This is a genomic window from Mycobacterium sp. shizuoka-1 (genome assembly GCF_002723835.1).
Lineage (GTDB): Bacteria > Actinomycetota > Actinomycetes > Mycobacteriales > Mycobacteriaceae > Mycobacterium.
The window spans coordinates 1-22,588 of the sequence record NZ_BEWG01000024.1 but is presented as its reverse complement, the minus strand read 5'-3'; the positions used below and the strand labels follow the sequence as shown (position 1 = coordinate 22,588).

The 22,588-nt window shown below is 67.2% G+C and carries 25 protein-coding genes; 9 read left to right on the top strand and 16 right to left on the bottom strand.

Annotated features, from left to right (window positions below; genetic code table 11):
* The coding region (locus MSZK_RS08035; RefSeq protein WP_158230561.1) for a PE-PPE domain-containing protein at window positions 1–1,339 on the bottom strand (1,339 nt) is incomplete at its 3' end.
* 174 nt (window positions 1,340–1,513) lie between these two features.
* Between MSZK_RS08035 and MSZK_RS08030 the strand changes: the two genes are divergently transcribed.
* Window positions 1,514–2,218: an LpqN/LpqT family lipoprotein gene (locus MSZK_RS08030; protein WP_099246640.1), complete on the top strand. Its 705-nt coding sequence runs from the start codon at window positions 1,514–1,516 to the stop codon at window positions 2,216–2,218.
* Between the two features lie 56 nt (window positions 2,219–2,274).
* On the opposite strand, the gene MSZK_RS08025 is transcribed toward MSZK_RS08030, so the two are convergent.
* Window positions 2,275–3,093: a shikimate 5-dehydrogenase gene (locus tag MSZK_RS08025; protein ID WP_099246638.1), complete on the bottom strand. Its 819-nt coding sequence runs from the start codon at window positions 3,091–3,093 to the stop codon at window positions 2,275–2,277.
* Window position 3,094: 1 nt separating this feature from the next.
* Window positions 3,095–4,141: a GNAT family N-acetyltransferase gene (locus MSZK_RS08020; RefSeq protein WP_099246891.1), complete on the bottom strand. Its 1,047-nt coding sequence runs from the start codon at window positions 4,139–4,141 to the stop codon at window positions 3,095–3,097.
* Window positions 4,142–4,288: 147 nt separating this feature from the next.
* On the opposite strand from MSZK_RS08020, the gene MSZK_RS08015 reads away from it, so the two are divergent.
* Entirely contained in the window at window positions 4,289–5,827 is a 1,539-nt protein-coding gene (locus tag MSZK_RS08015; RefSeq protein WP_099246636.1) for a cellulase family glycosylhydrolase, read from the top strand.
* A gap of 4 nt (window positions 5,828–5,831) precedes the next feature.
* Here the strand turns inward: MSZK_RS08015 and MSZK_RS08010 are convergent, their stop codons facing one another.
* The 6 genes from MSZK_RS08010 to MSZK_RS07985 form a co-directional block, all read right to left on the bottom strand.
* The gene (locus MSZK_RS08010; protein ID WP_099246634.1) at window positions 5,832–6,692 is read right to left on the bottom strand and encodes an SDR family NAD(P)-dependent oxidoreductase; all 861 of its coding nucleotides are present in this window, start codon (window positions 6,690–6,692) and stop codon (window positions 5,832–5,834) included.
* Window positions 6,693–6,712: 20 nt separating this feature from the next.
* The gene (locus tag MSZK_RS08005; protein WP_099246632.1) at window positions 6,713–7,729 is read right to left on the bottom strand and encodes an NAD(P)/FAD-dependent oxidoreductase; all 1,017 of its coding nucleotides are present in this window, start codon (window positions 7,727–7,729) and stop codon (window positions 6,713–6,715) included.
* Complete coding sequence (locus tag MSZK_RS08000) at window positions 7,726–8,235, bottom strand: isoprenylcysteine carboxyl methyltransferase family protein (RefSeq protein ID WP_099246630.1); 510 nt, start codon at window positions 8,233–8,235, stop codon at window positions 7,726–7,728. The genes MSZK_RS08005 and MSZK_RS08000 overlap by 4 nt, the downstream gene beginning before the upstream one ends.
* Window positions 8,235–9,293: a type III polyketide synthase gene (locus MSZK_RS07995; RefSeq protein ID WP_099246889.1), complete on the bottom strand. Its 1,059-nt coding sequence runs from the start codon at window positions 9,291–9,293 to the stop codon at window positions 8,235–8,237. The genes MSZK_RS08000 and MSZK_RS07995 overlap by 1 nt, the downstream gene beginning before the upstream one ends.
* A gap of 79 nt (window positions 9,294–9,372) precedes the next feature.
* Window positions 9,373–11,610 (bottom strand): MMPL family transporter, encoded by a 2,238-nt coding sequence (locus tag MSZK_RS07990; protein ID WP_099246628.1) that lies wholly within the window; start codon window positions 11,608–11,610, stop codon window positions 9,373–9,375.
* Window positions 11,611–11,627: 17 nt separating this feature from the next.
* The gene (locus MSZK_RS07985) at window positions 11,628–12,464 is read right to left on the bottom strand and encodes an isoprenylcysteine carboxylmethyltransferase family protein (RefSeq protein WP_099246626.1); all 837 of its coding nucleotides are present in this window, start codon (window positions 12,462–12,464) and stop codon (window positions 11,628–11,630) included.
* A 46-nt stretch (window positions 12,465–12,510) separates the two neighbouring features.
* Here MSZK_RS07985 and MSZK_RS07980 point away from each other — a divergent pair, with 46 nt between their 5' ends.
* A complete protein-coding gene (locus tag MSZK_RS07980; RefSeq protein ID WP_099246624.1) occupies window positions 12,511–13,263 on the top strand; it encodes an O-methyltransferase in 753 nt (250 codons plus the stop codon).
* A 47-nt stretch (window positions 13,264–13,310) separates the two neighbouring features.
* Here MSZK_RS07980 and MSZK_RS07975 read toward each other — a convergent pair whose 3' ends face one another.
* Complete coding sequence (locus MSZK_RS07975; RefSeq protein WP_233211172.1) at window positions 13,311–14,537, bottom strand: histidine phosphatase family protein; 1,227 nt, start codon at window positions 14,535–14,537, stop codon at window positions 13,311–13,313.
* Between the two features lie 185 nt (window positions 14,538–14,722).
* On the opposite strand from MSZK_RS07975, the gene MSZK_RS07970 reads away from it, so the two are divergent.
* A complete protein-coding gene (locus MSZK_RS07970; RefSeq protein WP_099246887.1) occupies window positions 14,723–15,244 on the top strand; it encodes a hypothetical protein in 522 nt (173 codons plus the stop codon).
* A gap of 4 nt (window positions 15,245–15,248) precedes the next feature.
* Here MSZK_RS07970 and MSZK_RS07965 read toward each other — a convergent pair whose 3' ends face one another.
* Window positions 15,249–15,671, bottom strand: coding sequence for a MarR family winged helix-turn-helix transcriptional regulator (locus MSZK_RS07965; protein ID WP_099246620.1), 423 nt, complete (start codon window positions 15,669–15,671; stop codon window positions 15,249–15,251).
* Between the two features lie 50 nt (window positions 15,672–15,721).
* On the opposite strand from MSZK_RS07965, the gene MSZK_RS07960 reads away from it, so the two are divergent.
* Together MSZK_RS07960 and MSZK_RS07955 are read left to right on the top strand one after the other, a co-directional pair.
* Window positions 15,722–16,162: a DUF1398 family protein gene (locus MSZK_RS07960; RefSeq protein WP_099246618.1), complete on the top strand. Its 441-nt coding sequence runs from the start codon at window positions 15,722–15,724 to the stop codon at window positions 16,160–16,162.
* A gap of 401 nt (window positions 16,163–16,563) precedes the next feature.
* The gene (locus MSZK_RS07955; RefSeq protein ID WP_099246616.1) at window positions 16,564–17,688 is read left to right on the top strand and encodes a hypothetical protein; all 1,125 of its coding nucleotides are present in this window, start codon (window positions 16,564–16,566) and stop codon (window positions 17,686–17,688) included.
* A 41-nt stretch (window positions 17,689–17,729) separates the two neighbouring features.
* Here the strand turns inward: MSZK_RS07955 and MSZK_RS07950 are convergent, their stop codons facing one another.
* Window positions 17,730–18,521 (bottom strand): DUF4239 domain-containing protein, encoded by a 792-nt coding sequence (locus MSZK_RS07950; RefSeq protein WP_099246885.1) that lies wholly within the window; start codon window positions 18,519–18,521, stop codon window positions 17,730–17,732.
* 205 nt (window positions 18,522–18,726) lie between these two features.
* Here MSZK_RS07950 and MSZK_RS33390 point away from each other — a divergent pair, with 205 nt between their 5' ends.
* Together MSZK_RS33390 and MSZK_RS07945 are read left to right on the top strand one after the other, a co-directional pair.
* Window positions 18,727–18,861 carry a hypothetical protein gene (locus MSZK_RS33390; RefSeq protein WP_255414196.1) on the top strand — a complete coding sequence of 45 codons (135 nt, stop codon included), beginning with the start codon at window positions 18,727–18,729 and terminating at the stop codon, window positions 18,859–18,861.
* A gap of 5 nt (window positions 18,862–18,866) precedes the next feature.
* Entirely contained in the window at window positions 18,867–19,526 is a 660-nt protein-coding gene (locus MSZK_RS07945) for a hypothetical protein (RefSeq protein WP_099246614.1), read from the top strand.
* Here MSZK_RS07945 and MSZK_RS07940 read toward each other — a convergent pair.
* Window positions 19,509–20,027 carry a GNAT family N-acetyltransferase gene (locus MSZK_RS07940; protein ID WP_099246612.1) on the bottom strand — a complete coding sequence of 173 codons (519 nt, stop codon included), beginning with the start codon at window positions 20,025–20,027 and terminating at the stop codon, window positions 19,509–19,511. The genes MSZK_RS07945 and MSZK_RS07940 overlap by 18 nt on opposite strands.
* A 26-nt stretch (window positions 20,028–20,053) precedes the next feature.
* Window positions 20,054–20,545, bottom strand: a complete 492-nt coding sequence (locus MSZK_RS07935) for a DUF5313 domain-containing protein (protein WP_158230560.1) — start codon at window positions 20,543–20,545, stop codon at window positions 20,054–20,056.
* A gap of 40 nt (window positions 20,546–20,585) precedes the next feature.
* Between MSZK_RS07935 and MSZK_RS07930 the strand changes: the two genes are divergently transcribed.
* Entirely contained in the window at window positions 20,586–21,008 is a 423-nt protein-coding gene (locus MSZK_RS07930; protein WP_099246610.1) for a PPOX class F420-dependent oxidoreductase, read from the top strand.
* Between the two features lie 239 nt (window positions 21,009–21,247).
* On the opposite strand, the gene MSZK_RS07925 is transcribed toward MSZK_RS07930, so the two are convergent.
* Both MSZK_RS07925 and MSZK_RS07920 read right to left on the bottom strand, forming a co-directional pair.
* Entirely contained in the window at window positions 21,248–22,072 is an 825-nt protein-coding gene (locus MSZK_RS07925) for a GIY-YIG nuclease family protein (protein WP_142389899.1), read from the bottom strand.
* A gap of 51 nt (window positions 22,073–22,123) precedes the next feature.
* On the bottom strand, window positions 22,124–22,483 hold the full coding sequence (locus tag MSZK_RS07920) for a DUF4917 family protein (protein ID WP_099246606.1): 360 nt from the start codon (window positions 22,481–22,483) through the stop codon (window positions 22,124–22,126).
* Window positions 22,484–22,588: the final 105 nt, after the last annotated feature.

Genomic DNA, 22,588 nt, shown 5'->3' with positions numbered 1-22,588 from the left:
GCGGGCCGGCCGACGACGGGCGGCTCGACGGCGGGACCGGGGACGCGGCGCGGGGAAGCAGGTCGCCGCCGACGCCGAAGGCACCCGCCGGCGTGGTCCCGAGCGGACGCCCGAAACCGGCGGCCTGCAAGCCGTCGTCGAGTCCGGTGGGGATGGCGGTGAGCAGGTTGCCGAGTCTGGTGATCGGATCGGCCGGACCGGCCGACGTCGCCGGCGTCGGGTCGCCGGGGCTGATGGCGCGGTCGTACCCCCATTCCACGATCACCCGCAACGGTGCGTCGAGCACGTCGAGGATCGGTGCGGGCACGCCGAGTTGCGCCAGCGGCATCAGCAGCGGCAACCGTGTGGCGGGCAGCAGGTAGTACGACGTGTCGCCGGTGCGCCCCTGATACAGCGCATCGGTCGCCGAATTCGTGTAGTTCGGATGCAGGTAGGCGATTCCGGCCAGCGCGTTGAGATCGGCCAGCAGGTTCAGCGGCCGTTGCGGGAAGTCGGCCCAGCCGTCGTACTGCCAGCTGATGTCGGTGGTCGGGAAGCGGCAATGGGTACCGTCCGCATCGCAACTGCCGGTCGGGGTGGCGCCGTCGAAGGTCACCCCCAGCCCGGGTATGTGCAGTCCGGCAAAGCGCTCGAGGATCCCCCCGTTCGGCCGGTTCGGATTGCCGATGAGCACGAACGAGGCCTGCAGTGCCGCCCCGTGGGAGTCGGTCACCGGTAGCCAGGTGCCGTCCGGTGTGCGGTACTGCGCGATGAGATTTCGCTTCTCCACGGTCGCGATCCGCGCGCTCTGGGAGTAGCCGAAGGCCACGTAGTCGGCCGTCGGCGCGGCGTCCGGCCCGAAGTAGTGCGCCTTGCACGACGCCCGTCCCTGCAGGCAGTTGTTCAGGTTGACGACGCCGGCCGCCACCGAGGTGTCGAACAGGTCCGGGCCGTAGACGGGCCAGAACTGCGCCGGAGTCTGGACGGCCACGAGGTGGTAACCCCCGGGATCGGTGGATTCGGCGCGGCTGGACCCGGTGGGCGCGATGAACAGGTCGAGCGCGCCGTGGACGAAGTCCGCGACGAACGACGGCGATTCACCGAGCGGATAGGACATCGGCGAGCCGCCCGGATCGGCCGAGGCCGGGTCCGGTCGCGAACTCACCAGCGGATGCCCCGTCCCGCCCATGATCAACGCAGTGGTGGCGGTCAACGCCACCCCGATCGACATCGGTCCGGCGGATCCGAATGCGGCGGCGGACACGACGGCCAGCAGTGTCAGGCATTGCACCCGCAGGCAGGTGGCCATGGCGCCCCCGAACGCCCCGCGCAGCACGCCTGGTGGCTTCGCCCGACCCACCGCCGCGACCACGCTGCGCCTGTGCAATACCGCGGCCTCGGTACATCGTCCACCACTACCGGGCAAGGTTGGGAAACATTCACCAGAATCCGCCTGTCAATCGCACTAAACTGCTCAATCGAATTTGATTGGCCGCCGGTGACGGCGCGCCGCAACAAAAGGAGAACCCGTTCGATGAACAAGATGACGGCGGTGGCTGCGGCGGGCTTGACCGCAGTTTCGTTGAGTTTCGCGCTCGTCGGCTGCGGCTCGGACAGCAAGACCGAGAGCACCACGTCCTCGTCGACCTCGACGTCCACCGCGACGTCGACGTCGAAAAGCTCTGAGACATCGGCAAGCCCGACGCCGGCCGCGGGCAAGAGCAAGACCATTCAGGACTACCTGAAGGAAAATCAGATCAACGAGAAAGCGGTCAAGCGCGGCGACGAGGGTTCGCCCAACATCGATCTGGCAATGCCGCCGGAGTGGTCGGATGCCGGCGCCCAGACGCCGGACTGGGCGTACGGGGCGATCGTGTACGACAAGCCCGAAGATCCGGCCGATCCGCCCAGCATCATCGCGATCGTGTCGAAGCTGACCGGCAATGTCGACCCGAAGAAGATCCTCGAGTTCGCGCCCGGCGAGTTGCAGAACCTGCCCGGCTGGGAGGCGCTCGGCGAACCCAACACGAGCACGCTCAGCGGCTTCGATGCCGTTCAGCTCGGCGGCAATTACGTCAAGGACGGCAAGAAGCGGATCATCGCCCAGAAGACGGTGGTGATTCCGGGTAAAGACGGCCTGTACGTCCTGCAGATGAACGCCGACGCGCTCGACGGGCAGGAGGGCCCGCTGATGGATGCCACCGGCGTCATCGACGAGAAGACGACGATCACTCCCTGATCCGGTCGCGGCTGCCGGCGGGCGTGGCTGCGCGCCGGCAGACCGCATCCGGGCGGCTAGGCCCGGGAGAACTCCGAGGCCTCGGCGATCTGCGCCGCGCTGGGCCGCACGCCGGTATAGCGCTCGAACTGTTCGGCGGCCTGCAGCGCTATCACCTCGGCACCGGTGATCACCTGCTTGCCCGCCGCCCGAGCCGCCACGATCAGCGGGGTCTCCGACGGCACCGCGACGACGTCGAAAACCGTGTCCGCGGCCGCGATCACGTCCTCCCCGTATGCCGGCTCGTGTTCGTCCGGGCCGGCCATCCCGATCGGCGTCACGTTGACGATCACCGGCGCACGGAGGTCACCCACATCGCGGCGCCACCGGAAACCCAGCCGCCGCGCCAACTCTCCTCCGGCGTCGGCGTTCCGCGCGACGATCGTTCCGTCACCGAATCCGCTGTCTCGGAACGCCGTTGCGACCGCGCTCGCCATCCCGCCGCTGCCGCGGATCAGCACCGCGACGTTGGGATCCAGTCCGTGCTGGGCGATCAGTCGTTGCACGGCGGTGTAATCGGTGTTGGCGGCGGTCAACACGCCGTCGTCGTTGACGATCGTGTTGACGGCCATGATCGCCCGCGCCGAGTCCTCGACATGGTCGACCAGCGCCAGCACATCCTGCTTGAACGGCATCGATACCGAGCAACCGCGAATGCCCAGCGCCCGCACTCCTCCGATCGCGGCGGCGATATCGGTTGTGGTACAGGCCTTGTAGATGAAATCCAGGCCGAGTTGCTCGTACAGGTAGTTGTGAAACCGGGTGCCGATGTTGCTGGGCCTGGCCGCCAGCGAGATACACAGCCGGGTGTCCTTGTTCAGCGGGGGCTTGGCCATCTCAGCCGATCGCCCGGAGCACTTGGCGCGCCATGTCCCGGATCTCGCCGACCATCGCCGGATCGATCTGCAGCACATCGGTTTTCGGCACATCGAACGCCGTGACGACGACGCCGGGTTCTTCGCGCTCCCAGTGCGCGCCGAAGCGGTCCAGGATCGTGCGCATCGGCACGTTGTCGGACAGGACGCGCGCCGAGAACCGCTTCACCCCGGCGACCTGCGCGGCGATGACCAGTGCGTCCATCAGGAAATTGCCGATGCCGCGGCCCTGATAGGCATCACCGACGATGAACGCGATCTCGGCCTCCGTGGGATCGGCTTCGTCGCGCACGAATCGGACGTCGGCGACGACCGGACCGTCCGGACCGTCGACCAGAACCCAGACGAAGTGGTCGACGTAGTCCACCTGGAACAGGTAGTTCATCAGCGCCATACTGGGCGCGCGCATCGACATGAACCGGCGGTACAGCGTCTCGGTCGAGAACTCGACCGGCCCGTTCGACGTGCGCGCGCTGTCGCCGGGCAGCACGGGACGCAGCATCAGCTCGGTGCCGTCCTTGAGTACCACCGGGATCGGGGTGACGAAGGCCGCCAGCCGCTGGCGTGCGGTACGGACCAATCGCTCGGTGATTCCGGGCAGATCGGCCATCGCCTCGAATGCCGTGTGGTCGCCGATGTATCCGGTCAACGGCTCGGTGGTGGTGACCGTGGCGGTGCGCGGCTTGTCACGCAACAGGGCGATCTCGCCCACGATCACACCCGAGGACACTTCATCGAGGACGATCTCGCCGTCCTCGCCGACGTGTCGAACCTCGGCCCGGCCCGACACGATGAGCAGGAACGAGACCGCCTGCTCGCCCTGACGCATCAGGACCTGCCCGGCCGGTGCCTGCAGTGGCCGCAGTCGCTCGGCCAGCGGACGCAGCAGCTCGGGCCGGCAGCCGTCGAACACCTCCATGCGGGCCAACCCGTCGGCACGCACCGTGATCAGCTCGGGTGTCGCGCCCAGCGCCGACGCCAGGCCGCTTTCGCCACCGTCTGCCGTCATCGGAGTGTCCATCGCCTCCGAGGTTACCGATGGGCCCGAACCACTCGGACCGATTCGGCGGCCCAACTCGTGCCGGCGAACCGACCCCGCCCGCCGGCGCCCGGGCTATCGTTTGCTGACAGGGCGCAATCGTCGGGGGTGGTGCGTATGCCTGAGCAATCGGGTCGCTTCGGGGCGGCAGTCCGTATCGCGAGCGCCGCCACCGCGGCGGCGGTGCTCGCGGCCACGCTCACGCCCGTCGCGACGTCGTCCGCCCCGGTGCCGGTGTCGCGCGGGCCGGTCGAGCTGCCGATCGTGCTCACCGCCGCGATCGACGAGTCACCGACCACACTGGGCATTGCCGACTCCAGTCTCTACACGCTCTCCGAAGCCGATGTGAACACGACGCTGGACAAGCTGCAGTCCCTCGGTGTCACCGACATCCGCATCGCGGTGCCGTGGATCTTCGTGCAGCCCAACAGTTCTCAAGCATACGACTGGTCCAGGGTGGACATGGTGGTCAAGGCGGCCGCCGACCGCGACATGGGGCTGCTCGGCGTGATCACCGGTACCCCGCCGTGGGCCGGTTTTCCCGTCAACGGCCATCCCGACCCCGACACGTACGCAGCCTTCGCCTCGGCTGTGGCGACCCGATACCGAGGGCAGATCTCCGCCTACGAGGTCTGGAACGAACCGAACGGGGTGACCTTCTGGTCACCGCTGAGCGCCACGGCGTATACCGAGATGCTCAAGGCGGCCTACCCGGCGATCAAGGCCGCCGACCCGGGCGCCGAGGTGATCGGCGGTGTGCTGGGCGCGGTCGGCAACATCCCCGGGGTGTCGACGAGTGCGGTCAGCTTCGTCACCCGGATGTACGCCGAGGGCGCGCACGGCTATTTCGACGCCCTGTCCTATCACCCCTACCACTATGTGACCCCCTTCTCGCAGGGCACGCTCGCCGGCGAGCCCATCGGCCAGGTGGCGGCGATCCGAGCACTGATGCTGGCCAACGGCGACGGCGACCTGAAGCTGTGGGCCACCGAATACGGCCTGCCCACGAGCGCGGTATCGGCGGCCCAGCAGGCGGCCTACATCCACGATTTCGTGGTGGCCTGGCAGCAGGTCGAGGGCGCCGGCCCGATGTTCGTCTACACCACCCGCGATTCGGCCACCGGCGCATTCGACGACGAGGCCAACTTCGGCATCTTCACCACCAACTGGACCCCCAAGCCGGCGGCCGACACCGTCGCCGCCTTGATCGCCGACCTGGCCGACGGCACGCTCGAACCCTTCGACGTCACCCCGTACATGCCGGCCAACCCGCTGCTGCAGAGCATCGGAGTATTCATCCGGCAGCTGATCAATCAGGCGCTGCTCGTCCCGAAAATCGTTGTGCAACTTCTCAGCAGCGTGGTCAACGCGGTGGCGCGCACAATCGCGGCCGGACTGGGTGTCGGGCCGGCGATCCGCACCGCCGCCGCGAGCGCACCGCAACCAGCCGCGACCACCTCTGCGGCAGCCGACGCGCCGACACCGCGCCGGGCGGTGGCGCGCAGCAAGCGTCAACCCGCGCTCAGCCCCGCCACGTCCGCTCCCAATTCACTGCGCCGCGCCAAGCCGGCCCAGCCGCGGGTCGTCCGCGCAGCGGTCGGAGAGCGCGAGCATCAGCACACCGCTCGGAGCGGGACCGGCCGCTCGGCGCGCTAGAACCTCAGAGGTGCTTGGACCGATTGACGAAGCGCCCGGCCCGCGGTGAAAACAGCCAGCCACCACCGGCTTTCGTTCCGCCGTCGACGGGGATGTTGTGCCCGGTGACAAATCCCGACATCTCGCTGGCCAAGAACAGCGCCACCCGCGCCTGATCCTCGGGCCAGCCGACGCGGCCGACCGGCGCCCACGACTGCCACAGGTGCCCGACGTCCTCGTAGCCGGTCAGATAGTCCACCTGCGGGGTCTGGGTGAGGTCCGTCCCGATGCCGTTGACCCGGATGCCATGCCGGCCGAGGTCGACCGCCAGGCAGGTGGTGAAGTGCGCGACAGCGGCTTTCATGGCGCCGTATACCGGGTCACGCGGGAACCCGCGCATGCCTTCCACCGAGTGCACGTTGACGATGCTGCCGCGGCCCACTTCGATCATGGCGGGCACGAACGCCCGGGTGACGGCGAACACATGTCGCAGATTGATGTCGTACATCCGCTGCCAGGTCTGTGGCGTCGACTCGTCGAAGGCCACCAGCGGCCGGTAATCCCCGACGTTGTTAACCAATACGTCGATCCGGCCGTGCTCGCCCAAGACCGCGTTACTCAGCCGGGCGACGTCGTCGTCGACAGTGACGTCGACGACGTGGCTACGGATCGTGCCGCCGGCGGCCGACACCTCGCGGCTGATCCGCTCGGCGCGGTCGGGGTCGATCTCGGCGACTTCCACGGTGGCACCGTGTGCGCAGAACAGCGCTGCGATTGCGCCGCCGATACCGTCACCACCACCGGTGACCACCGCAACCTTGCCCTCCAACAGGCGATTCCAGTCGGCGATCTCGGCGAGGTCCGCGGCGTCGGGGCCAGTGCTCATAGCGGCGCAGCCTACGCCGGTCAGTACGCGAGCAGGTTCACAATCCCGGTGAATGCCCTCGGCACCGCGGCCGCCGCGGGCACCACCAGCGACCGCGTCGGGCGATGCTCGACGGCGTGCAGCAGACCCGCCGTGAGCAGCCGGTAGCGCCGCGACATCCGGCGCCACTGCCGGTCGTACTCTGCCGGCCGTTCGGCCAGAACACAATTCACCAGCAGCTCGGCCCCGCCGAAGGCGATGCCGAGGCCTTCACCGGTCAGCGCGTCGACGTATCCGGCCGCGTCACCCACCAGCAGGACGCGTCCGGCTCTGCGTCCGGTCACCCGCTGGCGCAGCGGCCCGGCGGCCCGTTCGGGTCCGTGCGGGCGCCCGGCGACCCGGGCGCTCAACTCTCCGAAGTCGGCCAGGCGGCTCTCGAACGAGCCCTGCCGGGCCGTCAGGATCGCGATGCCGACGCAGTCATCGGCGACCGGCGTGACGTATGCCTCGGCACCGTCGCCCCAGTACACCTCGACCCGGTCGCTCCACGGCGCGATACCGACGTGGCGCCGCAATCCCCACCGGCGCGATCCGCGATTCGGCCGGGCCAGGCCGAGCGACCGACGGATCGGCGAGTGCAGGCCGTCGGCGGCCGCGAGGTAGCGGGCGCGAAAACCGCCGCACCGCACCGACTCCGCGTCCTGGGTGATGGGGCCGACGTGGGCGTTGACCACCTCCACACCCGCCGCCTCGACCGCGGCCATCAGGGCGCCGTGCAACGCGGTGCGACGCACACCCATACCCGGACCGCTCCGGAACGGGGCGTCGACCCGGTGCGTGGCGTCGAAGTAAGTGATCCCGCGGAACGGCTTGCCGGGCAGGGCTATTCCGAGCTTTCCCAACTGCTCGACGGTGTAGGGCATCATCCCCTCACCGCAGGCCTTGTCGACCGGTGGGCGGCGCCGCTCGACGACCGTGACCCGCAGCCCGGCGCGCGCGGCGTGTAATGCGGTGACCAGGCCGGCCGGGCCGCCGCCCGCCACCAGGAGATCGATCACGACAGGCTGGCCAGGGCGGCGTTTTCGGTGCGGATGCGGGTTCGCAACAATGCGGCGTTCAACACGGTGAACACCAGCGCGGTGATCCACCCGGTATGGACCAGTGGCAGGGCGATGCCCTCGGCGATCACGGCGACGTAATTGGGATGGCGCAAGAACCGGTACGGGCCACCAACCACCCGCAGGGCACCGGGAATGACCACCACCCGGGTGTTCCACTGTTGACCGAGGGTGGTGATGCACCACCAGCGCAGGCCTTGGGCGCCAACGACTATCGCCAGCATCGGCCAGCCCAGCGCGGGCAGGAAGGGCCGGTGCAGGCCGATCACCTCGACGAGCGCCCCGACGAGCAGCCCGGTGTGCAACACCACCATCACCGGATAGTGGTTGGCGCCGAATTCGATGCCGCCCTGGGCGCGGCTCCACGCCAGGTTGCGCCGCGCGACAATCAGTTCGGCGATCCGCTCGACCGCGACCGCGGCGACCAGCAGTACGTACCAAGTCATCAGTGCCAGCGCAAAAGCACCAGTTCCGAGCAGAACCCGGGACCCATGGCCATCATCAGGCTGGGCCCGGCTGCCGGACCCTTCGCGATGGTGTCGCGCAGCACGTGCAGCACCGAGGAGGAGGAGACATTGCCGATGTCGGCCAGCGACCGCCAGGTCAGCTCGAGCGCCTCGTCCGGCAGTTCCAGGCTGTTGACGATGGCCTCGATGATCTTCGGTCCGCCGGGGTGGCATACCCAGGTGCCGATGTCATCGACGGTAAGGCTGTGTGCACCAAGGAATTCGGTGACGTCGTCTGGGAGGTAGCGCTCGATCACCTCCGGAAGGTCGGCAGAGAGGACCAGCTCCAAACCGTCGGCGCCGACGTCCCAGCCCATGGTGCGCAGTGAGTCCGGATACAGGTGACTGCGCGAGTCGATCACGTCGGGACCGCCGGCGTTGATCTTCTCGGCCCGCCGCTCGCCGACCGCCACCACCGCCGCCGCGCCGTCGGCGAACAGCGCGCTGCCGACCAGCCCTGGCAGAGTCGGCTTGTTGGCGGTGTAGGTCATCGAGCACAGCTCAACCGACACCAGCACCGCCACGCCGTCGGGGTCCCCGCGCAGGTAATCGTGCAGGCGGGCCACCCCGGCCGCGCCGGCCACACAACCAAGCCCGAACATCGGCACCCGGCGCACATCGGGCCGCATCCCCAGCCGGCCGGCGATCCGCGCCTCGATGGAGGGCGCCGCCACCCCCGTCACCGTGGTCGACACGATGAGGTCGACGTCCCCGGGACCCAGGCCCGCTTCCTCCAGTGCGCCTGCGACGGCGGCGGAGCCCAACTCGACCGCGTTCTCGATGAACAGGTCGTTGGCCTCGCCGAAGTCTTTGAGGGCCGGGTACTGATCCAACGGCAGGACGAAGTGCCGGTTGTCGACCTTGGCACTGCGATGCAGTTTCCGGAGGATCTCCTCGTAGTCGCCATACCCACCGATCGTCAGGAAGGCCTCGGTGACTTCGGCCTGGCTGTATCGGTGCGGGGGCAATTCGCCACGCACACCGGCGATGACACTGATCGGACGCATGTTGTGAACACGAGAACCGGTATCCACTGGTTCACCAGCCTTCATCTCGACCCCCCTTTCGCTTGCTACGTCAACCAGTATGCCGCGCGGGACCGCCCTCGCGGATGCCTACCCTTTGGTGCATCCACGCCAGCGGCCTGGGTGCCCACCAGTTCCATCGGCCCATCACGTGCATGAACGCCGGCACCAGAATCAGCCGCACCAGCGTTGCATCGGCAAGGACGGCCAGGGCCAGGCCGAGCCCGAACATCCGCATGAACGACACGTTCGCCGCGATCAGGGCGGCGAACGAAATCGCCATGATCAGCGCGGCGGCAGTGATCACCCGGCCGGTGTGCGCCACCCCCAGCGCCACGCTCTCGTCGTTGTCGGTCACGCCGCGCTGGGGTGAGCGCAGCCAGAACTCCCTGATGCGCGACACCAGGAACACCTCGTAATCCATCGACAGCCCAAAAGCTATGCAGAACAACAAGACCGGCATGTTGGCCACCAACGTCCCGGTGGAGGTGGTGCCGAACGCGCCCAGATTGCCGTCCTGAAAGATCCACACCAGCGCACCGAACGCAGCCGTCAACGACAACACGTTGAGCACCAGCGCCTTGAGTGGCAGAGCAACGCTGCCGGTCAGCAGGAACAGCAGCACCAGCATGATGATCGCGATCACGCCCAACACCATCGGCAGGCGCGTGACGATGGCCTCGACGCTGTCGGCGTTGGTTTGCGCCGTCCCGGCGAATTCGACCGTCCGGTTACCGGGAGTGCTCACCGCATGCAGCCGGTCGAGCTGGGCCGAGGAACGCTCCGAGAACAGCGGAGCGCTGCTTTCCACCGTGATCAGTGCACTCCCCGATGCCAGGCCGGTCGCGGCCGAGGGCGGGCCGACCACCTTTCCGCCCACGTAGGCGCCCATCGGCGCGGACACCGCCGTCACGTCGGGGACCTTGGACAGGTCGGCGGCGTACCGGGCGATCTGAGCGTCGGACAGGCCGTCGGCATCGGGGATCACAACACCGATCGCGGTCTCGGAGTTGTCGGTGAAATCGCTGCGCAGCAGGTCGCCCACCTGGTGGGCCGACGCCGACGGCGGCAGCACCCGGTCGTCGGGGAACCCCGGCCGCACCCCCAGGAAGGGCGCCCCGAGGGTGATCAGCACCACCACCCCGGCCAGTCCGATCGGCACCGCACGCTTCATCACGAATTTGGTTGAGCGGTACCAGAATTGCTCGTCGATCGGCCGCGGCACGGGCTCGGGCCTGCCGGCCGCGCGACGGAACAACCGGCGCACGTCGAACGAGTCGAGCCGGTCACCGAGCAGTGCGATCGCCGCCGGCGTGATCACGATCGCGGCGATCGCGGCGAACGCGACGGTGGCCACTCCGGCATAGGCAAACGATTTCAGGAAGTGCATCGGGAACAGCACCATGGCGCCCATGGACAGCGCGACGGTGGTGGCGGAGAACAGCACGGTGCGACCGGCCGAGACCATGGTGCGCATCAGCGCCTCGTCACGCTGGGCGCCCTCGGCCACTTCGTCGCGATAGCGGCTGATCATCAGCAGGGTGTAGTCGATCGCCAGCGCGAGCCCCATCGCGGTGGTCAGGTTCAGCGCGAAGATCGAGACATCGGTGAAGAACGTGGTCACCCGAAGGACGGCCAGCGCGCCGAGAATGGCCATCAACCCGACCGCGACGGGCAGCGCGGCGGCGAACAGGCCGCCGAACACCCACACCAGCACCAGGAAACTGAGCGGTATCGCGATCGACTCCATCAGCAGCAGGTCGTGCTGGGACAGCTCGGTCACCTGCAGGTTCACCATCGCGGTCCCGCCGGTACGCACGACGACACCGTTCCGGTCGCCGCTGATCGCCTCGGACAGATCCTTGGCGTAGGTCTGCTGGCTGGCCTCGTCCCCGGTGATTCCGGCGATGATCAGACCGGACTTCTGATCACGACTGACCAGTGAAGGCACCACCTGGGGTGCCGAGGTCCACGGCGACGAGATGCCGACGACATGGCCGGATCGCTTCAGCTGATCGATGACGTCGAGGCCCGCGGCACGCGCGGCCGGGCTGTCGAAACGGTCGGGGGCGGTGACGACCACCAGGAACTGGACGTCGCCCTGGCCGAATTTGTCGGTGAGCAGCTGTGCGGCCCGTGACGACTGCGAGTTCGGGTCGGCGAAGCCACTCGGGGACAGGTGTTTGGCGACGGGCACCCCGAACAGGCCGATCGCCACCATGACGAGGATGGCGGCGGCGACCACCCGGTGTGGCGCGGCGCTAGCTAGCCGGGCGATCGCTCGCAGCAATGATCTGTCCTTTGGTTTCAGCCCTGCCTTCTGCTGATACGTACCGGATCAGCAGCAGGTTCACAATGCCTCCCCGAAGGACTTCGTGGCCTACTCGGCCACGGTAACCAATACGGCACGGTCTGCGCATACCGGTCGAATGCCGGACCGTGGATGCGCCGGTATCGGGCCTCCTTGAACAGCGGTGCCACCAGGCAATATGCCGTGAAAGTGGCGGCCACGACCAGTTGGTCGGGAGTCCAGGTCGGCACGGTCCAGACCGTCAGGGTGAACGCGACGTAGATCGGCTGGCGGGTCAGCCGAAAAAGTCCGGTCGTCGGCATCTTCGGGAAGACCGGTCGCCGGTCGCGCAGCAGGGCCAGCCAACCCAGGGTGCCGATCTGCACCGAGAGACCGGCATCCACCATCGCCTTGCCGAGCAGCACCCAGGCACAGGCGTACAGCGCGGCGAGGACGGCCAGCGCCGCACCGTGCGCCTGCCACCAGATCGTGCCCGACGGTGTCCAGAGCGCGAACAGGGCGAACACCTGAACGGATGCGAGCGTGACGAAGGTGGTGGGGATCAGCGTGGCGCCGGTGCCGCGCGGGGCCAGCCGGCCGATCAGCGCCCGGCCCGGTCCGGTGAGCAGCAGCGAGTGGGCAACTGGGAACTGTGCCAGCAGCGCGGCGTTCGCGATCCAGCTCCATGGCGCAGGCAGGGTGCCCCAGGAGTGACTCATCCCGAACCACATCGCCAGCATCATCGCGCCGACACCGGCGAGGAACGCCGTGTGGCAGAGCGCGCCGTACACCAGCGCGATGAGAACCCGGCCGCCGCGGCGTAGGGCGGCGGGCGGTGACGAATTTGCCCGCACAGAACCTCTCCGAGTGGCACCCCCTGGCACAACGTAGCGTGGGGCCATGGGGCTTCGCCAGCAATTTCCGCTGCTGCGATGGTCGGTGGTCCGCACCGGCATCGGCATCCGTAATTTCAACAGAACCGGTCAGGTCGGCGACGGCCGGGAGGCCGCAGCGGCGGATTACGTCGAGGCCAACGCCCGCCGCGGCGACGTCGACGATGTGTTGGCCACCCTCGACGAGTTCGCGTACGCGAAGTCGTTCCTGGTGAACATCGGCGACGAGAAGGGCAGGCTCCTCGATGCCGCGGTGTGCCGCGCGGACCCACGGCTGGCGCTGGAGTTGGGCACGTACTGCGGCTACGGGGCGCTACGGATCGCGCGCGCGGCGCCGCAGGCGCGGGTCGTCTCGGTGGAACTGGCGACGGCGAACGCAGCGGTCGCCCGGCGGATCTGGGCACACGCCGGGGTCGGCGACCGGGTGACGTGCGTGGTGGGAACGATCGGCGACGGCGGCAAGACCCTCGACACCCTGCGCGATGCACACGGATTCGCCTCGGGTGCAGTGGATTTCCTGTTCATCGACCATGACAAGAACGCCTACCTGACCGATCTGCTCAGCATCGTCGAACGCGGCTGGCTGCGACCGGGCAGCATCGTCGTCGCCGACAACGTGGGCTTCCCGGGCTCGCCGAAATACCGGGGCTACCTGCGCGATCAGCAGGGCATCGGCTGGCAGACCATCGAGCACCGCAGCCATATGGAGTACCAGAATCTGGTTCCGGACCTGGTGCTCGAGTCGCAGTATCTGGGCTGACCCGACACGGCCCCCTCCGCCGCACGCGGAGGGGGCCGGATCGGTTGTCAGGCAGCCGCTTTGGCCTTGCCGGCCCGACCGCTCGAACCGGTACCGGCCTTGGCTCCCCCGTCGGCCTTGCCGGATGCCGCGCCCTGGCCGGACTTGTCCGACACCGCCTGGGACGAACCCGCACGACGGCTGGCCCCGGCGCCGGCCTTGCCGGGTGCGACCTTGTTTCCGTCGGACAGGTCGGTCGCACCGTTGGCGGCGGTCTCCGTGGCCGCCACCGTGACCGACTTGGCCCTGGTGGCCGCGGGTGTGGCGGCGGCGCCACCGGGCAGCGCACCGCGAATCGCCTGCGCGATGTCGGTGACCGAGTCCCTGACGAATTCGACACCGGCCTTGGCCACGCCGACCACGCCGTCGCGGATGGCGGCGACCACCTTGGCCAGATCGCGGGTCTTGACCGCCTGCACCACGTTGTAGACCGCGGTCTGGGGGGCGACGACCAGGTTGCGCACGTTGACGAACAGTTGGCCGCCGAGGGACGGATTCTGGCTGACCGCAACACCATCCCAGCTCTGCAGCATCCAGCCGTCCTCCGGATTGCCGGTCACGACGACCACCGCGGTGTTGCCCAGCGGGTGCTTGAGCATCAGCAGGATGTCGGGATTGTCGACGTTCATCATCGTCCAGATCATGATCGTCCCGCCGTGCGAGAAGACCACCGGCGCGGTGTCACCGTTGGTGATCACATCGTCGATCGCACCGTTGACCCGTGCCGCGAACTCGTTGCCGTTCTCGCCGAGCGGGATCGGCAGGCTACGCAAGCCCAGGGTCCAGGCCACCGGGATCAGGAAGTAGCCGATGCGGCCCAATCCGCTGTCGACCGGCGATCCTTCGAAGATGCCGGCACTGATCTCGCGGAAGCCGCCTTCCTCACGCACCGTGAGCGACGGCAGCAGCGCCTCCAGCGGTGCTGCGGTCTGGTGGGTGCGGATCATGTCCGAGACGTAGATGCTGTCGTAGCCGCCGTCCTTGAGCTGCTGCGCGACGGCCTCTGCCTGCTGCTCACCCAGCTCGGTGAGTTCCGGTCCGGGCACCTTCGTGTCGATGCCGGCGCCGGCGACGTTGCCGTAGGACTCGCCGTGCCGCACCCAGGTGAGGGTGATCGTGTCGGCGGCCCAGGCCGGCAGCGCCGCCATCAGGAACAGCGCGACCGCCGAGACGAGCGTCGCCAGTGCTTTCAGTGCCCGGCGCGGCATCGGCGCCGCGCCTGCGTGATCTCGCATCCCAAACTCCATCCGAAGGACATGTGGTGCAGTGCTCGCACGGTACTGACTGTGCGCTCGGTCACAGTACACAATCGGAAATCTGTCTACAAACACCCCGGCCGCATCGCGGACGACTAACGATCTCGTCGCTTCTCGGCATCGGCGGTCGCCGGCCCACCCCAACCGTGATGTCGTGGACGGTGATGCCTTCTCATGCGATCCGCGCCGCCGGCCTTGCCGCGGCAGCGGCCAGCGCTGCGCTGTTGTTGACCGCCTTGCCCCAGGCCGGGGCCGCGCCGGCCTTCGATTCGCAGGGCTATCTGGATTCCACCGCTCGGTGCGCGAACGCCGCCGCACTCTTCGGGAGCACCGACAGCTCGCGAGTGGCGATCTGCAGCACCTCGTCGGGATACCAGTACCGCGGCGTGCGGGTCCGCGACGGCGCAAAGTTGATCCTGCCGGCATCCAGTTCCGGCGACGGCTCGTACACCGCGGTCAACGACGGCATCACCTACACCGTGAGCCCGAACGCACTGACGATCAGCTCGGGCGGCAGGGCCATCCGTACCGAATCGTGGGTGGACTTCCACGGCCCCTCCCCGAAGTCCTCGTCCTCGGCTTCGTCGTCGACCTCGACGACGACGGCATCGTCGGCACCGACCAGCACCGCCGCGACGTCGACGACACCCTTGCCGCCGCCGTTGCCCGCCGAAGTCGGCGGTTGAGCCGCTAGTCCCGCAGCGCGGCAGCCAGGCGCCGAGCCCCCGCGCGGGTGCGGCGCACGACGTGGGCACCCACGGCCTCGGTGACGCGCTCGTTCTCCACTGCGGCAAACGTGTTGATACGCAGCAGGACTCGACGCCCACGGTCGGTCAGCACAAGCATCGGCGAGGTCCGATGGTCGGGGTTGGCGTCGAGTTCGACCAGACCGTCGCCAACGAGATCGTTGGCGAGGCGTTGTACGGCTTGGCGTGTCACGCCCAGGCGCCGGGCCGCCTGCGGCACGGTCAGCGGATGCTCGGAAATCACGCTCAGAACCTGCCAGCGCGCCTGGGTCTGACCTTCCCGCGCCGCCACCGCCTCCCCCAAGCGTCGCAGCAGCCCGGCGAGCTCGTAGACATCGGCGACCAGCAGAGCCATCTCGTCGGCCATCCCACCTCCAGCAGTTTGACAATCTGTTGTCGTTACGGTGCTATATTGTCATGATACCGGCCAGCCCCGCGATCGCGAATCTCGACACCGCCCTGCGCACCGCAATGACCAACCGTCCTGCGGCACAAGCTTTTCCCCATCTCGCCGAAACCTTGCGACGCGCCGGTGTTCACACCATGGCGTGGTGGTTGCCCGCGATGCAGAGTTGCTACGAGACCGATCTCGGGCCGGTCATCGTCCAGGAAACGCCGCTGCTGCAGGGCATGGCGGATGTCCCGGCTCTTGACCCCACAGCCCTCGTCGCGGCACTGCGCGCCGATCAGGCCGGGCGGAGCACCTTCCCCGAGTTCGCCGAGGCGGCATGGCGAGCCGGCGTCGTCCGGTGGGTGGTGACACTCGACGAGCGCACTTGCACGTATTTCGGAGGCGACGGCCAGACCTACGTCGAACGGTATGCCGCGGTGGAGGTCGGCGATCCGACACTCGGGTGACGGTGAGCGCAAGCCGTTCCCGGCGCCACACCAGCAGGGCCGGCGACCACCTGCCGGAGTCACCGGCACGGGACGACCCACGAGCACACTGAATCTCCTTCCGCATTCAACAATGCGGGTCGGGCGAGCAGCAAACCTGATGAACTTACTTTCGAGTAGCATGAGCTGCTACTTGTTAGCTGAGCACCCCCTCGGGGTTATCAGCAGACTTATGGAAGATGGCCTACAGAAGCCTCTAGCCAGCCAAGACGCAGCTACTCACGAGTAGCTTTCAGTCCAGTAAGCGCCCTACGCAACTAAGCGAACTTTGCGCGAATTTGCCTTACTCCCGAGTAAGTTCCGCTACCGTAACCGCGGCGGGGAGGTCCCACGGGGTTCAGTAAAAGCGAAGGAGATGTTCTATGCATGCAGGTGCTCGGCCGCATCTCACCACCGGGGTCGCCCTGGTCGGTGCCGGCGTGATCGCTCTGTCGCCGATCGTCAGCACGACGACCCACGCCCAGCTCGCATCGGTCACCGCGATGTCGTCGGCGGCGGTGCAGTTGACGGCGGCGACCGATCCGCTCCAGCGCTGGCTGGAGGTGATCCAGACCAGCGCCGCGAACCTCGGTGGGATCAGCCAGCAGTTCTTCGATGCCCCCGCACCCATCCTCGAACAGCTGGCCACCAACCAGTTCGCCAACGTCGAGTACCTGGCCAAGACCGGCCAGGAGCTGCTCGCCAATCTGCAACTGTCCCTGCAGCCGGTGCCCGCTCAGCTGCGCCAGGCGGCCCAGCAGTTGGCGGACGGCAACATCGTCGGCGCGGTCGATACCTTCAACGCCGCCATCCTGCCGCCGATCCTGAGCATCGTCTTCTACATCCCCGAGCTGTACAAGGTGGTGACCAATGCCGGTCAGAACCTCGCCAACGTCATCGCAGCGGTGCCGGAAGCCGTCGTCAATCCCCTGCTGACCCTGGCCTATCCCCTGGTGTCCGGCGTCAACGCGTCAGCCGAGATCGCCCAGGCTGTCCTCGACGCCGCCAAGGCCGGCGACATCTCGGGGGTCGCCAACGCGTTGATCAACGCACCGGCGAACTTCGTCGACGGTGTATTGAACGGCGCCGGAACGATTCTCGGCGTCTTCCCCACCCCGGGCCTGCTCACCCCGTACGACCCGGTGATGGACTTCCTGGGCAGCGGCCCGATCGCGCAGTTCCTGCACGCCAGGGAAGTCATCGCCAACGCGCTCAAGCCGATCGCCGTGCCGGCCACCGCAGCGGTGGCCGCGTCGAAGGTCGAAACGCCAGGTAGCACGACGGTCACCCTGACCCTCCCCAGCAGCAACTCCGAAAGCGATTCGACGCCAACGCAATCCGACGCGGTCAAGACACCCGGCAGCACCACCGGCGGCAAAGGCTCATCCGCACGCAAGGGGGCGAAGTCGTCCGCGCCGAAGGCGGGGGGCGCGACGGCAGCCGGCAGCAAGACGCCGGCCAAGAAGACCGCCGGCTCGGCCAGGCAGGCGGCCGGCAAGGCCAGCTGAGGCAGATGCCCTCGGCCGCGCAGATCCCGCGGCCGAGGGCACTACCGCGCAGGCGGACTCAGCACGGCCACCACCTCGGCCAGCGGGTCCGACGTCGTCGAGATCCCGCCGATGAACGGGTGGGAGAGCTCCAGGATCAGGAACAGGTTGGTCGCGACGATCAGCCCGACGACGGCCACCATCGGGTAGTGCATGCCGGGCTTCTCGACGCCGTAGATGACCACGGTGCCCACGACCATCCCGCTGGTCAGGAAGATCACCGCCCACAGCGGCCAGGGTGGCCCGGTGTCTTCGCGCGCGGTGAGCAGCCGCACGGTGCGCGCCTGACTGATTTTGTCCAGGTTGGCTTCGGACGTGGACAGCGCGCTCTTCTGGCTGTCGCTTGACGCCCGGACCGCACGGTAGGCGGCCGTCAGTTGCGCCAGCGCGGCGTCGGCCTGCGGCGAACGGCCCCCGCCGCCGCTGTCCCACTCGGCGATCGCGGCTTTCTCGTAGCCGAGCAGCCCCTGTCGTATGCGCTCGCCGTCAACCGGGTCGAAAACATCGATGCCCCTGGCCATCTCGACGGCAGCAGCCCCCTCGGCTCGCGCGTTCGCGTCGGCGGCATTGATCTGCCCCCACATCGACGAGACGACGAAACCGATGAAGAAGGCATAGATGAAGCCGATGAAGCTGTAGGTGAACTTGGTGACGTCGTTGTGTTCGTCGCCGGTCAGGGCAGGAAACCTGCGCCGGACCAGGGCGACCAGCAGCATCGCTCCCCCGGCGATGACGACGATCAGGATGAGCAGGAGCAGTCCCGGAGGAATGTGGCTGACGATCCATCCACTCATCAACGACTCCCCCATGAATCAGGCCGCAACTGCGGCGTCCTTCGACTCTATGGCGCCGCGCCGAGCAGGGTCGACCGATTGGTGGACAGTCGGTTCATCCCGGCAAAGGTCCCACCGGCGGACAGACGCCGTGCTGTGACACGCGCAACACTGATCGCACCCCCGGACGGCATCGGGCAGTCCGGTACGCGACAAGGAGCACACCATGAGCCACCCGCCAGCCACCCGCGAGACCGCCACCGCCGGCCGCCTCACCATCACCAGCCATCGCGAGACCACCCGCGGCCAGCTGTGCTTCAAGAAGGCGCACGACGGCGCCCTCTGCTTCCGGATGCGGTAGCTCGCGTGGCACTCGACGACCGGCTCGAGCAGGCGTTGGCCTTTCCCGCACCATATGTGGTGGACCGCCTGGTCAAAGACCGGGTGACCGACACCGCGGCCCAGGCCGAGTACCTGTTCACCGAAGCCAAGCGATACCTGGTGCTCTGTGAGGCGACACCGCAGCTCGCCTTCGGCATGCACTCGGCACTGGTCGACCAGGCATGGCACACGTTCATCCTGTTCACCGCGGAATATGCGCAGTACGGCCAGCGCTACTTCGGCGAGTTCCTCCATCACTCGCCGGTCGCCGATCAGGGGGTCCAGCAATATCCCCAAAGAAAGGTCGCTTCTTTCAGTGACTTTCAGCACCGCTACCAGGAATTGTTCGATCAGCCGCTGCCGCAGATCTGGTACGACGACACCAGCGTCGCCCCGTCACGACGCGTCATCTACGACGGCGCCGGGACTCTGACGGTCGGTGCCGACGACGACACCGTCCATCTGGTCGATGACACCGGCGAGGCGATCCTGTCGGTCAATTCGCTGGCCCGCGCCGCCCTGGACTTCATCGCCGGCACCGCCGACTTTTACGTGCGCGAGCTGCCCGGTGGTCTCACCGACGACGAGAAAGTCGGCCTGGTGCAGCCGCTGGTGCGCTCCGGCCTCCTACGGCTGGCGCCCTAGCGACGTCACGTATCGGGACTCGTCCAGGGGGGTGCCGCCGATGAGCTCAACGCGGTGTCGCCCGTCGGCTGTCCAACCGCTGCGCTCGTAGAAGCGCCGGGCCCGGGTGTTGGTCGACAGCACCCAGAGAAAGGCGCGATCGCGGCCGGCCAGCCGCAGCCGGTCACATGCCGCGGTGAGCAGCGCACGGCCGATCCCGGTCTGCCATAGCGGGGGGTCGACGTACAACGCCCAGACCTCGCCGTAGTCGGGCAGGTCGTCGTCGCGGGACCGCCCGATGGTGACATGGCCGCAGATCGTGTCGCCGTCGGCCGCCACCAGGGTGTACGGACCGCCGATGTCCATGGCGTCCAGGGCGAACCGTTTCGCCCGATCTTCGGCGTCCAGTCCGTCGAGGTACTGCTGTGCGACCAGCCCCTGGTAACCGGCCTGCCAGGACCGCACGTGCACGCCGGCGACCGCCATCGCGTCATCGCCTCGCGCCTCCCGGATTTCGACCACCCGTGCAGTATCGACGCGGGCGGTGATCAAAAGAACGGATTGCTGTTCTTCTGGTGGTCGGCGTCCTGGGGTCGCGGCCCGAAGCGGGCGATGTAGTCCTCGTCTCGGCGGGCGTTCTTCGCGCGCTTGCCGACGTCGACCAGATTCGGGTCCAACCCGTGCACCGCCAGCCGGTGCCGTCGCCAGACCTTGTTCAGCGCAAGGGAGATCGCCAGCGTCCACAGGTAGATCGGCACGGTCATCTCGGCATGGACGTACACCGAGTTCTGTTCGACGGGCAGCAGCCAGAACGGAGCGAGGATGAGCAGCGGCGGGATCGCCGCCTTGAGCATGAACCGCCGGACACACCCCGGCCCCGCCAGGTCGTTGGCGACCCACTCGCGCATGGAGGCGGGCAGCCGCCGCCAGCCGTACGAGTAGGCGATGTTCTGCAGAAGGCTGGGCCTGGTGGCGGACGTAGCATCCTCCTGGGGTCGGGTGATCTCGCCGCAAAGACTACTCGCCTGATGGGGCGGCATTTGGCACGGGCAAGACGGTGAGCGGGCCTAGCCTCGAGGGATGGATCAACTCTCCGACGACGTGATCGCTTTTCTCTCGGACGGCACCCGAACCGGCAAGCTGGGTTACACCGCCGCTGACGGTAGACCGTTGGTCGCCCCGGTGTGGTTCCTCGTCGACGGCAACCAGCTGGTGTTCAACACCGGCAAGGACGCCGCCAAAGGCCGGGCGCTGAGCCGCGACCCACGGGTGGTGATGTGCGTCGACGACCAGCAGCCCCCGTACTCGTTCGTCCAGGTTCAGGGCACCGCATCGCTCTCTGAAGACCCCGACGACCTGCTGGACACCGCCACCCGGATTGCCCGGCGCTATGTGGGCGACGAGCGTGCCGAGGAATTCGGCCGGCGCAACGGCGTACCCGGTGAACTGGTGGTGCGGATCACCCCGACGAAGGTGATCGCGGCGTTCAACGTCACCGGCTGATGTGCGCCTGACCTGCTCAAACTCTGTGGAGCTAAGGGGAATCGAAATTCCGACTCTCCACCGCAGGAAATGCACGCTGAACAGCAGATACGCGTGTAGCGATGTAGCTCAAGCCGAGTGAAACCGAGTGAACTGACCAGCAAAAACAGTGACGGGTGTTGACGCCGTCAACGCGACCTCGCAGCCAAGGCGCGACTCGCTGTGCTTATTGGCTCGACGGGCCATTCGGCCTCGATCGTCTAGTTTTTGTTCAGGCCGAACTGCCGGGTGAGCAGGACGTCCTTCCAGTAAGACTCACGATCCAGGACCTCTTGATCCGGGGTACGCATAGACCAGAACTCCAGCAGCGCGAATCGAAGATTGGACCGGGCGTACTCAGCGCCCTTCTGCCCTACCAGCTCCTTGAGCGCGACGTTGTTTCCGTGCAGCCCATCGACGTACTGGCGCAGTCTGGCCCAGATCCCGGTATCCCCATACGCCGCGCCGACATAGGCCTTGCCGGTTTCGACGTCGTGAATGACGTAGACGCCCTTCATGTACTGCAAGGCTCCGCGCCAGTCGTTCCACTCTTGAGTCACCGCAATCTCCAGAACGCCGATGCTGTGGTTGATGCGGTCGTGACCGGGGAAGGGCTCACCGGTGTAGGGCAACTTCGAGATGGACACCACTTCGATGTCGTCGACATAGGTGTCCATGTTGAGCCGGATAGCCCGACCCGTTGGGCGAAACCTCACCCACAGGCGCTGTATGTAAGGCCCCATCAAGTCATCACGCAATGCGATCTTGTAAGAGTGCGCGTTCGGCTTGTCGGCCCGAGCCTTGACTTCGAATATGCCGCCAAATAGCCACAGCGTCGGGTCGTTGCGGTCACGGGCAAGCGTGAAGATGAACTGCCGGTTGAACGCATTGTGCGCAGGCCGCCATCGGCTCCACTTCACCCACTCATCCCATGAGCGTGTCAAGACGTCGATCGGGTGGTCAGTGCCGTTGAACACCGCGCAGTGCAGCTTGCACTCGCTTGGGTCCAGGTCACCGAGAAGACTCCTGAGTGCTATTGGCCCCACAGAATGATGGTAGATGGAATGAGGCCATCCTCGGCTCGATGTGTCTTCCAATCAGATGTGTTCAATCACCGAAAGCGCCTGATCGCCCAAAGGATGTGTTCGCGAATCAAAGAACCGCAAGTCGTGGCGTGGCAACCGCGACTTGTAGCGCGCCATCGTGGCAACATTCTGGCTCTCAGTACCTGGCCAGACGGAGATCGCGAATTTCCGTCTGGAGCCAGCGTTCAACGCACTGATGATGTGATCATCTTGATCGCCGAAACTGGCACCGAAAATGACCGTGTTGAAGTTGTCCTCGATGAGCTGCCTCCGGGCAAACGATAAATAGTCTGAACGACGGATCGCGGCCATCTTCTGCGCGGAGGTGCCTTCGCTTACGAATAGGGGGCGACGATTAGGTGCACTCTCCAGCGTGCTCGCTAGGTCTGCTAGTGTCCCGCGTCTGAAGTTGGTTTACGGGTGTGGGGCAGGATCTCGTCTGCGGTCTTGGTCCACACGAACGGGTGGCAGCGTTGG

What these genes read in the sequence shown, in the direction of transcription:
- MSZK_RS08030 (WP_099246640.1), top strand. Translation starts at nt 1,514, where the DNA reads ATGAACAAGATGACGGCGGTGGCTGCGGCGGGCTTGACCGCAGTTTCG.
- MSZK_RS08025 (WP_099246638.1), bottom strand. Translation starts at nt 3,093, where the DNA reads ATGGCCAAGCCCCCGCTGAACAAGGACACCCGGCTGTGTATCTCGCTG.
- MSZK_RS08020 (WP_099246891.1), bottom strand. Translation starts at nt 4,141, where the DNA reads ATGACGGCAGACGGTGGCGAAAGCGGCCTGGCGTCGGCGCTGGGCGCG.
- MSZK_RS08015 (WP_099246636.1), top strand. Translation starts at nt 4,289, where the DNA reads ATGCCTGAGCAATCGGGTCGCTTCGGGGCGGCAGTCCGTATCGCGAGC.
- MSZK_RS08010 (WP_099246634.1), bottom strand. Translation starts at nt 6,692, where the DNA reads ATGAGCACTGGCCCCGACGCCGCGGACCTCGCCGAGATCGCCGACTGG.
- MSZK_RS08000 (WP_099246630.1), bottom strand. Translation starts at nt 8,235, where the DNA reads ATGACTTGGTACGTACTGCTGGTCGCCGCGGTCGCGGTCGAGCGGATC.
- MSZK_RS07980 (WP_099246624.1), top strand. Translation starts at nt 12,511, where the DNA reads ATGGGGCTTCGCCAGCAATTTCCGCTGCTGCGATGGTCGGTGGTCCGC.
- MSZK_RS07975 (WP_233211172.1), bottom strand. Translation starts at nt 14,537, where the DNA reads ATGCGAGATCACGCAGGCGCGGCGCCGATGCCGCGCCGGGCACTGAAA.
- MSZK_RS07970 (WP_099246887.1), top strand. Translation starts at nt 14,723, where the DNA reads ATGCCTTCTCATGCGATCCGCGCCGCCGGCCTTGCCGCGGCAGCGGCC.
- MSZK_RS07965 (WP_099246620.1), bottom strand. Translation starts at nt 15,671, where the DNA reads ATGGCCGACGAGATGGCTCTGCTGGTCGCCGATGTCTACGAGCTCGCC.
- MSZK_RS07960 (WP_099246618.1), top strand. Translation starts at nt 15,722, where the DNA reads ATGATACCGGCCAGCCCCGCGATCGCGAATCTCGACACCGCCCTGCGC.
- MSZK_RS07955 (WP_099246616.1), top strand. Translation starts at nt 16,564, where the DNA reads ATGCATGCAGGTGCTCGGCCGCATCTCACCACCGGGGTCGCCCTGGTC.
- MSZK_RS07950 (WP_099246885.1), bottom strand. Translation starts at nt 18,521, where the DNA reads ATGAGTGGATGGATCGTCAGCCACATTCCTCCGGGACTGCTCCTGCTC.
- MSZK_RS33390 (WP_255414196.1), top strand. Translation starts at nt 18,727, where the DNA reads ATGAGCCACCCGCCAGCCACCCGCGAGACCGCCACCGCCGGCCGCCTC.
- MSZK_RS07935 (WP_158230560.1), bottom strand. Translation starts at nt 20,545, where the DNA reads ATGCCGCCCCATCAGGCGAGTAGTCTTTGCGGCGAGATCACCCGACCC.
- MSZK_RS07930 (WP_099246610.1), top strand. Translation starts at nt 20,586, where the DNA reads ATGGATCAACTCTCCGACGACGTGATCGCTTTTCTCTCGGACGGCACC.